9 protein-coding genes are annotated in these 9157 nt (G+C 36.1%); 7 read left to right on the top strand and 2 right to left on the bottom strand.

Features of this window, described 5'->3' with window-relative positions:
* Positions 1 to 52: 52 nt before the first annotated feature.
* On the bottom strand, positions 53 to 997 hold the full coding sequence (locus tag FC46_RS05670; RefSeq protein WP_057798715.1) for a DUF1002 domain-containing protein: 945 nt from the start codon (positions 995 to 997) through the stop codon (positions 53 to 55).
* Positions 998 to 1158: 161 nt separating this feature from the next.
* Here FC46_RS05670 and FC46_RS05665 point away from each other — a divergent pair, with 161 nt between their 5' ends.
* The 7 genes from FC46_RS05665 to FC46_RS05635 all read left to right on the top strand — a co-directional run bounded on the left by FC46_RS05665 (position 1159) and on the right by FC46_RS05635 (position 7802).
* On the top strand, positions 1159 to 2016 hold the full coding sequence (locus FC46_RS05665) for a glycosyltransferase family 2 protein (RefSeq protein WP_057798713.1): 858 nt from the start codon (positions 1159 to 1161) through the stop codon (positions 2014 to 2016).
* Positions 2000 to 2656, top strand: coding sequence for an alpha/beta fold hydrolase (locus FC46_RS05660; protein WP_057798711.1), 657 nt, complete (start codon positions 2000 to 2002; stop codon positions 2654 to 2656). Before FC46_RS05665 ends, FC46_RS05660 begins: the two co-directional genes overlap by 17 nt.
* Positions 2657 to 2798: 142 nt before the next feature.
* Entirely contained in the window at positions 2799 to 3785 is a 987-nt protein-coding gene (locus FC46_RS05655; protein WP_057798722.1) for a ribose-phosphate diphosphokinase, read from the top strand.
* Positions 3786 to 3938: 153 nt separating this feature from the next.
* On the top strand, positions 3939 to 4622 hold the full coding sequence (locus FC46_RS05650) for a TetR/AcrR family transcriptional regulator (RefSeq protein ID WP_057798709.1): 684 nt from the start codon (positions 3939 to 3941) through the stop codon (positions 4620 to 4622).
* A gap of 12 nt (positions 4623 to 4634) precedes the next feature.
* The gene (locus tag FC46_RS05645) at positions 4635 to 5468 is read left to right on the top strand and encodes a hypothetical protein (RefSeq protein ID WP_057798707.1); all 834 of its coding nucleotides are present in this window, start codon (positions 4635 to 4637) and stop codon (positions 5466 to 5468) included.
* 113 nt (positions 5469 to 5581) lie between these two features.
* Positions 5582 to 7069: an ABC transporter substrate-binding protein/permease gene (locus FC46_RS05640; protein ID WP_057798705.1), complete on the top strand. Its 1488-nt coding sequence runs from the start codon at positions 5582 to 5584 to the stop codon at positions 7067 to 7069.
* Positions 7062 to 7802, top strand: coding sequence for an amino acid ABC transporter ATP-binding protein (locus FC46_RS05635; RefSeq protein ID WP_275452843.1), 741 nt, complete (start codon positions 7062 to 7064; stop codon positions 7800 to 7802). The genes FC46_RS05640 and FC46_RS05635 overlap by 8 nt, the downstream gene beginning before the upstream one ends.
* A gap of 69 nt (positions 7803 to 7871) precedes the next feature.
* Here the strand turns inward: FC46_RS05635 and FC46_RS05630 are convergent, their stop codons facing one another.
* Positions 7872 to 9098 (bottom strand): CAP domain-containing protein, encoded by a 1227-nt coding sequence (locus FC46_RS05630; RefSeq protein ID WP_057798703.1) that lies wholly within the window; start codon positions 9096 to 9098, stop codon positions 7872 to 7874.
* Between the last annotated feature and the right edge of the window lie 59 nt (positions 9099 to 9157).

The raw sequence follows: 9157 nt of genomic DNA, 5'->3' as shown, positions 1-9157 counted from the left end.
TGAATCAATTATCCCGTCGGATAATTAATTCACTATTAAGCTTAGAATGTTTTTATTTGAATAAATTGCTTATAAAGTTAACAATGTTGTCCCAAAGTTGTTGCAAGAAATTGCGGTTTTCTTGGGTATTGAACTTATCAAAAATATTCTTAGCTCCATTTTTGATATTGCTTGATAAAGCAGCGGCTTGTTGCTTGAAGTTGCTGCTCTTTAAAGCACCGGAATCACGAACACCAATCAAAACATTGATGATTTGATTTTTTTGATTGTTGTTAATTGTGTCACCTAAGTGGTTAATTTTGATTTGATTATTAACAATATCACGAATTTGGCTGTCAGAAATGTTATTACCAATCTTTGCCATATCTTGTTTTGCGCCAGCAACAGCGTTGTTTAATTGTGAGTCGCTGTAGCCATCCTTATTTTTATTTTCTTGCGTAATGCCGCTCAATGTATTCATTTCGTCTTGTGCTGCATTAACTTGTTTTTGGTTCAAAGCATTGCCATTTTTAGCGTAAGCTGCGTAGACACCAGCTAAAGCGCCTGAACCATCAATTGGAACAGCACTAGTTACATAGATGTTAGCGTCTGTAATTCCGGCAGTTAAGGCAGCATTCTTGTATTGGTTAGCAGTGATCGTTGTAATATTATTTTTACCGTTGTAAGACAAGATCTTAACATTGATTCCTGAACCAGAACTAGTCTTTTGGATCATAGCACTAGACCAGACACCAGAAGAAGTGGTGAAGTTGTCACCTGATGGATTCAAATACTTAACTAAATCGTCCCCTGTAACAGTAATTACTTGATAGTTACTGCCGTTTAATGGAGCAGTTAAGGTTTTGATTGTTCCTTGTTTTTGACTATCAGTTAAGGATGTTCCTAAAGTTACAATGGGAGTGTCATCGGTATCAGCTTTTACAGAATTATTTTTGAAACCAAATAACGCGACTGAGCTAGCAAGTAAAACTGCTAGGAATGTGATTATTTTTTTCATTTTGTTATTTCTCCTTTAAGTTACGAATCATTATACTAAATTATTTTCCAGATTCGTCAAGTTTAAGTAATCTTAATCCGCCTTATTAAAAGCTTAATAATGGCAAAATTACAAAGTAGGTAAGGTTGATGGTATAATAAGTCCAATATGGGGGACAATTTATGTTAGAGCAACCAGAACTTACAGTAATTATGCCAGTTTACAATATGGAAAAGTATCTGGCTAGAGCGCTTGACCACTTAGCTGATCAAACCGATCCAAATTTTAAATTGCTAATTGTCAATGATGGTTCTAAAGATAAAACGAGAGAAATTGCGGAAGGATATCGCGATAAATTCAAATATTTCCGCATTATTAATAAACCTAACGGTGGTTTATCCGATGCTCGTAATGTCGGCATGGAAAATGTTGACACGCCTTATTTTACCTTCCATGACGGTGATGATTGGGTAGAACCTGATTATACCGCTTATTTTGTGCGAGCTTTTCACGAGCATCCAGAGGCTGCAATGGTTTGTTGTGGCTTTTATATTGATTATGAACATGGCGATAAGTCTATTCCTGCGGCTAAGTTCAAGCCTGCTAAAATGCTTACTAAGGTACAGACGTATCGTGAAATTGTAAATTTCTTAGGCTCAATGTTTTTCAATCATGCCTTCACCTCATCAGTTAAAGGTTACACTTGGAATAAAGGTTACAAGTCTACTATTGTTAAGAAGCATGGTATGGAATTTGTAAAGAAGCTAGCCTTTATGGAAGATCAAATTTTCAATGTAAAGTATATTGCAATCAGCGATGGCTTTTATCGTGATACTCAGCCGTTATACCACTACTGGCAGCGAGATGATAGTATGGTGCACAACTTTAATTTAAAGATGGTTCCAGATAACTTTAAGGCTAATTGGTTTGTTTGGAAGATTATTATCAAAAGCTTGATTGCTGAGCGTAGAAAAGAAAAATCAGAATCTAAGCAAATCTATAGTGCAAGTGAAGGGAGCAGCAATGATCGAAAAGGTTAATGGGGTTAAGCTTTATTACCACAAATTAGGTAAAGGCGAGCCGCTACTTTTACTTCACGGGCATCACTTAGATGGTGGGATGTTTGATAAGTTAGTATCACCGCTATCGCTATATTACACCGTCTATATTTTAGACATGCGTGGACATGGATTAAGCGAAGGTGAAATTGCAGAGCACTACCAGACTGAAGCGGAAGATGTCTATTCTTTTATTAAGCAGGTTGGCATTGAAGGATGCTACTGTTTTGGCTTTGATGCTGGTGGCTTAGTAGCGATGATGCTTGCAAGTGATTATCCGCATTTGTTTAAAAAAATGGTTGTAGCTGGCGTCTTTGTTAATGGCGCTGGAATTCGACCATATCATTACTTAACTGAAGGTTTTCATCGTTTCTTAAAGCTTGATCGCGATAGCCGCGTAGAATTAACTGAAAGTTTTATTTCAGAAGATAAGCTTAAAGAGATTCAAACTCCAACTTTGTGTGTGGTTGGTGAAAAAGATTGGGTAAAAGTAGAGCATGTTCGCTGGTACAGCCAGTTGATCCCAAATGGTCGCTTGATTTTAATGCCGCGTCAAACGCATAATAGTTATGCTGTTAAGAGCTTGAAATTATTAGATCTAATTAAAGATTTTTGTAAATAATTAAAGACAAAGATTTGGTCCAAGATTCTGAAAAAGAATTTTGGATTTTTTGTTAGTTTTATTGTTTTTCAAGCAATTAGGACACTTTTTGGTTATAATGAACTTGTATATGATTTTTTATTAAAAAGAGGTAGCTATGGACATTAATAAAGAACAACTTCACGAAATGCTTCACCCAATGAAAGTTATTGGGTTAGGCGGTAATCCTGCATTGAATGAAAAGATTGCGGCAATTCTAAACCAACCATTAATTGAAACAGCCGTACATCATTTTAGTGATGGTGAAATTCAAGTTAACATTGGTGAAACTGTCAGAGGTTGTGATGTTTTTGTCATCCAATCAATTCAAGACCCAGTTAATGAAAACTTCATGGAACTTGAAATCGTCTTAGATGCTTTACACCGTGCTTCAGCTAATAAGGTTAATGTTGTCATTCCATACTTGGCATATTCACGTTCTGATACTAAGACTCGCTCACGTGAACCAATCACTGCTAAGCTGATCGCTAACTTATTGCAATTGACTGGAATGGATCGTTTAATTGCAGTTGACCTTCATGCTTCTCAAATTCAAGGTTTCTACAATGTTCCAGTCGATCATCTTCATGCAATGCCACTTCTTGCCCAATATTTCTTAGACAACGGGATTGCTGACAAGGGTGAAGACGATGTTGTTGTTGTATCACCAGACCACTCAGGCGCTAAGCTTGCTCGTAACTTTGGTCAATACTTCGATGCACCAATTGCAATTGTTGATCAACGCGGTGCACGTTATGATACTGAAGTTCATGACATGATCGGAGATGTTAAGGGAAAGAAATGTATTATTGTTGATGACTTGATTGATACTGGTTCCCGAATTGCTGCTTCAACTAAATCTGTTTTAGCAGCTGGTGCTACTAAGGTTTATGTAGCTGCAACTCACGCACTCCTTTCTAAAGATGCAATTGAGGTTCTTAACCAATTGCCAGTTGAGCAAATTGTTGTGACTGATACTATCAAACACAGTCATTACCCAGACAGAATGGTTAGAATTTCTGTTGATCAATTACTTGCTCGTGGTATTGATTATGTATACAACGATCGTTCAATTCACCAAATCTTTGATGAACAAAATCGTTTGAAATAATTAGGAATATTATCCCAAAAAAGCAATCCTTACCTCGGTTGGGATTGCTTTTTCTTAACACATGATAGTTTTTTCTATTCATCAAGCGATGAGGTTGATATAATTAAACATAAAAAACATATTGGTGAAAATATAAGTACGGGAGTTTTACTAATGGCAAGACGAAAAAATATGCAAAGAAGAAGAGTTATTCTTGGGAATACTTTTCGCTTAATTAGAGAAAATGGTATGGATAATGTTTCTTTGCAAATGATTGCAGAAAAATCTGGCATCTCTAAATCACTTTTGCAATCATATTATCCACATAAGTCTAAGCTGATCAGCGATATTGTCCGCAACTTATTTACAACTTTGGGCACTCAAGTTGACTGCTATGACAAGATTGAACATTTCTCACCATATGCTCACATGAAGGCATTCATTTATACAATTGGTGTTTTAGGGATGCATGATGAAGGACTTGACCGAATTATTTCACAAGCCTTTACTAATGATGAAACATTAGATAACTGGTCATCAATGTTATTCAGCTGGGTTAATAGCATTCACTTGTTTGATGATATTGACGCTAGTCAAGATGAAATAGAAAGCGGAATTAGCTTCGTTACAATCGGCGTTGGCCGGCTCTATCATGAACGTAAGAAGTATCATTTAACTGCAACTAATTTAGCTGATTATGCTACCAGTGCATTAATGTTTAGCTTCTGTCACTGCAAGCCTGAAGAAATTGATCAAGCCTTGCAAGAAGGACAAGATATTATTGAATCAGCTGATATGGAAAGTGTTCATAAAGCAATTGACACGATGTTCGACGAGGGCAAAGACATTATCAGCTAAAGGGGAAGTTTTATGGTTGATGGCTCACGTGCTGATTTACGACGCATGGATCAAGAGCAGAATAGCAAATATAAACAAACACTAGCATTTATGATGTTGATTATCGTGATGCTAACAATGATCACAGTTACTTTTTTAAACCCGATATTTATGAAAGGGCAAATCCGAACTAGTAACAATAAAGCAGTCATTGTGCGGCAAGTAGATAGCCATTTTGATACGCTAGCAGATTTAATTGGAGCCAAACATGAATCAGACTCTAATTTATTAACTATTCAGCAGGCTCAACCAATTGCTGATCATATTATTGATTATTCATTGGGTATTCATATGGTCAGATTTAATAGTACGAGTCTAGCTGAGCAGATTCTTAACGATATTGATGAAAGTATTGATAAAGGTGCATCTAGTGATGCTCAAGTCGTTCGCAAGAAACTACTTAGACAAAAAAATAATGCAATCTATTTTGTTAATCGTGCCTTTAATTTAAATGTTGTAACTTTAGGAGCCAATATTGCGGTATTACTCTTTGTAGTAAATATTATTATTGTAATTGTGACAATTATTGCGTTAGTTTCATTAATTCGTGAAATGAAAGAGCGCAGCAGTATTAAGGCTTTAATTCATGACATAACTGCTTCAGGGATGTGGGCTGGTTTTTGGATTATTTTGATCAGTGGATTGCTTGCGATAATTCCAGTTTTCTTTAATGTGGAAGCTTTACCATTAGCTGGAGTCGGATACTTGCTTGAGATTAGTAGCGGAGTATTTCTGGACTTCGTTATTATCGGTGTAATTATCTATATCTTATGTGCAATTCCTTGGCAGATCACTACTGCTAATTAGGATTGAAGAGAAACGGAAATTTTACTTCTGCTTCTCTTTTTTGTTGTTTTTGTAATGAAAAATGGTATACTGAATAATATTTAATTATTTTTTAATTTATACGGGAGTCAATTATGAAAAAGTCAAAAATTATAGCGCTCTTAATGTCGCTAATCATGCTCCTTTCCACCTTTATTTCCTTTGCGCAGCCTGTTTCTGCAGCAAGTAATAAGAAGGTAGAAGAAGGGACAGTTTTAAAACGTATTAAAAAGACAAAACAATTAGTCGTGGGTACGTCAGCTGACTATCCACCACTTGAATTTACTGCCAGTGAAAATGGTAAGACAAAATATGTTGGAGTTGATATTGAATTAGCTAAAGATATAGCTAAAGATCTTAATGCCAAATTGGTAATTAAAAACATGAGCTTTGACTCATTATTAGTGGCTCTTGAAACTGGAAAGATTGATATGGTTATTTCCGCAATGTCACCAACTCCAGAACGTAAAAAGAGCGTTGATTTTTCCAAAATTTACTACCGTCCAAGTGGTGAATATTTCTTAATCAATAAAAGAGATAGAAGTAAATACACCAATATTAAATCATTTAAAGGCCAAACATTAGGTGCACAAACTGGTAGTATCCAGTACAACTTAGTGCAAAAGCAAATGAAGCAATCAAAAGTTAAGGGCTTAGGCAAAATTAACAACTTAGTTTTGGCACTTCAATCAGGCAAGGTTGCTGGTGTGGTTGTTGAAGAATTGATTGCTAAGGCATATGCTCAGAATAATTCTAGCCTTTACGCTGTTAAGTCTGACTTAAAAGAACCACAAGCAGGTAATGCGATTGCGATTGCTAAGGGACAAAGTGATTTAGTTGCTCAAGTTAATAAGACGATTGATCATGTTAAAAAAGATAATTTAATCGATAAAGATTACTTGCCAGCAGCAGCTAAATACATGAAGACTGCTAATAAAAATAATACAATGGCTAAATATGCACCATATTTTGTTAAAGGTATTTGGTACACAATTGTCATTACTATCTTTTCCGTCTTGATCGGGATTGTTCTTGGAATGATCTTGGCATTAATGAGATTGTCAGATGTGAAGATCTTCCGCTGGCTTGCAATTGCCTATATCGAATTCATTCGTGGTACTCCACAGATGGTACAGATCTTATTTGTTTACTTCGGTGTTGGTTACATTATTCCTGGGCTTTCAGCTGTAATGGCCGGTATTATTGCGATTGGTCTTAACTCAGGTGCCTATGTTGCTGAAGATATTCGATCAGGAATTAATTCAGTTGCTAAAGGTCAAACTGAAGCTGCTCGTTCACTGGGTTTGAGCCAGAAGAAAACTTACCGCTATGTCGTTATTCCACAAGCGATTAAGAATATTTGGCCAGCTTTGGGTAACGAATTTATTACTTTGTTAAAGGATAGTTCACTAGTTTCTGTAATCGGTGTTTCTGAATTGATGTATCAGACACAGTTAATTCAGACTTCAACTTACCGGGGCGTTTTGCCACTCTTTATTGCGATGATTATTTACTTCATTATGACCTTTACTTTAACAAGAATTTTGAATATCTTTGAGAAACGGATGAAACACAATGGCTAATGAAATGATTGAAATTGAACATCTAAAGAAAAACTTCGGCCACAATGAGGTATTAAAAGATATCTCTGCTGAAGTTAAAAAAGGACAAGTTATTTGTATTATTGGCCCATCTGGTTCAGGTAAAAGTACATTCTTGCGTTGCTTAAACATGTTGGAAACGCCAACTTCAGGTAAGATTGTGTTTGATGGAACAGACCTAGCTAGCTTAAAAGATGGTAAGGAATTGGACCAGTTAAGAGAAAAAATGGGAATGGTTTTCCAAAATTTCAACTTATTTCCTAATATGAATGTTTTGGAAAATATCAAATTAGCTCCAATGAAAGTTAAAGGCGTAAGTGACGCTGATGCCGAAAAAAGAGCCTTAGAGTTGCTTGATCAAGTTGGCTTAAAGGATCATGCAAAGCAATTTCCAACTAGCCTTTCTGGTGGTCAACAACAGCGTGTGGCTATTGCAAGAGCCTTAGCAATGGATCCAGAAGTGATGTTGTTTGACGAGCCGACTAGTGCGCTTGACCCTGAAATGGTTGGCGAAGTTTTAAAAACTATGCAAAAATTAGCCGATTCAGGGATGACAATGGTGGTTGTTACTCACGAAATGGGCTTTGCCCGTGAAGTAGCTGATGAAATTTGGTTTATGGCCGATGGCTATTTAAAAGAGCAGGGCACACCGGATGAAGTCTTCGATCATCCAACTAGCGAGCGTGCTAAGGACTTTTTATCAAAAGTTTTATAAAGTTAAGATACAAAAAAACTGAAGCATTTCGCTTCAGTTTTTTTTGTTAGTTAATAATACTCTTATTGATTATTTGAGTTGTAGAACGCGTTTTAGAAAAAAATTGTTATGCCATTTTCCGTTCTTGAGCACTTCAAAATAATTGATATTTCTGAAGTCTTTAATTTTTGGATTGAAAATAGCCCAAATCTTTCCACTTACTTTTGCCATTGAAGAATCAGCGTGAGTATCTTGTTGAACGGCAGCTTTCTCATAACTAGCAGCTGAATCAGAGTTGGAACTGGTAGTAGCTGTTTGAGTTTGTCCGCTGATATCTTGCTTGAATAACTTAAAGGTGTATTTGTAAAGCCCGTGAATATTAACAGTGTATTCATGCCCCTCAATAATCGGCATCTTTCCCGGTGAATAAGTAATAACTGTCTTGAAGTTGCCGTAACCAGCTTTACTATAATTAGTTACGTTGGTTGCTGAATAAGTTTTGCCTGTATCATTATCAGTAATTTCAATTATTGGCGTTCCACTGTAAGTTTTATTTGAAAAATAGATTGACCAGGCAATATTTTTTCCTTTGATTAATTCAATCGGAAAGACACCAGAGTTAGGATAAGTAACAACTGGTTGGCTGGCGGTTCTAAAAATGTCATTAACATTTAAGACCTTTTGCACAGAATAACGATAACCATTGTTGCCATAAACTGCACCTACTCCTGTTGTTGAAAGTCTAGTTGAAAGTAGCCATGCTCTGTGTCCTGTATCTGAACCGGTTAAGTTATAATGATCAGTAAGTAGGTCGGTAATGACATCGCCAGCTGATTGATTAGTAACATTAAAGTTTAAATTAGAAGTTTGCGATGTGCTTTGTGCCAATTTCCAGGTTGACTTACTGACATAATTAGGGCGCGTGTCAGCAGGCAAGCCATGTTGGTTCACAAACGGATTAGCGTTAATTGCTGCCATTACTGCAGCTGTTTTTTGAGCACTATTATTAGCAGTAGAATCAGCTGTTACTGGATAAAGTCCAAACAGACTGCGGTAATAGTTGATGTAAGCAATTTGGCTGTTAATATAGCTATCTTTCAAACTACCAGCTGAAAATTTTTCTTTCAAACGTGGCTTAGTTTGATAGATATTCTCAATGCTGTATTTAGTTTTATCTAGCTCAGTATATTCTTTTTGAAGATGCTGTATTTGGTTAATTTCACCACTTGTAAAAGTTGCGGCATTAACTACGCTGCTAACAGGCATTAATAACAATACACTGCTAATTACAGCAATTGAAATTTTCTTAAAAAACATGCAGTAACTCCTTTCTATTACTGATACTGTAATTATACTCCATAGTGAAAATGCTTTAG

The organism is Lactobacillus kalixensis DSM 16043, from assembly GCF_001434335.1.
GTDB lineage: Bacteria > Bacillota > Bacilli > Lactobacillales > Lactobacillaceae > Lactobacillus > Lactobacillus kalixensis.
This window is presented reverse-complemented; position numbering and strand designations above follow the sequence as displayed.